The organism is Kitasatospora sp. NPDC093558, assembly GCF_040683475.1.
Taxonomy (GTDB): Bacteria; Actinomycetota; Actinomycetes; order Streptomycetales; family Streptomycetaceae; genus Kitasatospora.
The window spans coordinates 1-1,196 of the sequence record NZ_JBFBDY010001288.1 but is presented as its reverse complement, the minus strand read 5'-3'; the positions used below and the strand labels follow the sequence as shown (position 1 = coordinate 1,196).

The following is a 1,196-nucleotide window of genomic DNA, read 5'->3' as shown; positions in this document are numbered from 1 at the left end:
ACCGGGTCGGTGACGGCGGGCAGTTCGCGGGTGACGGCGGCGCGCAGCGTGTCGGGGCCGTCGTGGGCGGCGGCCAGCAGGGCGTCGGCGGCGGGGCGGGTGACGGTGCGCAGGGCGCGGGAGCCGGCCCGATCGCGGGTGCGCAGCAGGTACCAGTAGGCGGGCGGCAGGGCGGTGCCGCCGGAGCCGGGGGCGGCGCGGTCGGGGGTGCCGCGGGGGCGGCGGGGTGTGGGGTGGCCGTCCTGTTCCCACAGCAGGGTGCCGTCGGAGGTGTAGGCGCGCACGCCGGTGCGGGTCTGGGTGTCGGCGAGGACGACGTCCTCGGCGGCGCCCTCGGGGGGTGCCCACAGGCCCCAGGGGGTCTGGCCGGGGCGGTCGATGTCGAAGCGGGCGGTGCGGCCGTCGATGCTCTGGAGGAGGAAGTGGTCGGGGGCGTGGTCGCGGTGGCGGGCGCGGAACAGGACGCGGGTGCCGGCGAGGCCGTCGCGGCTGCCGAGCGGGGAGCCGGTGAGGGTGGCGGGCAGCGGGGCGAGGTGGAGGTCCTCGCGGGACAGGGCCATGCCGGTTTCGGCGGGCAGGGCGGGGTCGGCGGGGCGGCCGGGGAAGTCGGGCTGGGGTGCCGGGGCCTGGGGTTCGCCGGTGACGGGCCTGCCGGTGACGGGGTCGGCGGTGACGGGGCCGGCGGTGACGGGCTCGCCGGTGACGGGGTCGGCGGGCCGCCAGGGCCGGTCGCCGAAGACGGCGTTGGTCCAGATCGTCGTGCCGTCGCCGAGCTGCAGTTCGTCGCCGTCGATGCCGTGGGTGTCGCCGGGGCGCAGCACGCGCAGGCCGCCGTGGCGTCCGGTGCCGTCGGCGGTCTCGAACTGGAAGCCGTAGGCGCCGTCGAGGCTGCCGCCGTAGGGGACGAGGCCTTTGAGGCGGGTGGGGGTGAAGGGGGTGTCGGGGCGGTCGGCCCACACGGCGGTGTCGCAGTAGTAGGGGCTCGGCTCGCAGGTCCAGCTGATGAGGAAGGAGCCGCCGGCGTAGTGGGCGGCGAACAGGGTGGCGTCGTCGGGGACGGTGAAGCGGCAGGTGGCGCGGATGCCGTCGGGGTCGACGGCGACGGCGCGCTCGCGGTTGAAGACGGTCAGGACGGGCCAGGTGCAGGTGATGCCCTCGATGCCGGCCGGGCCGCTCCCCGTCGGGCCGCTCCCGGT

At 77.8% G+C, this 1,196-nt stretch carries 1 pseudogene; it reads right to left on the bottom strand.

What is annotated here, in order from left to right:
* A pseudogene (locus AB0O00_RS40435) lies at positions 1-1,196 on the bottom strand (hypothetical protein); the annotation flags it as partial.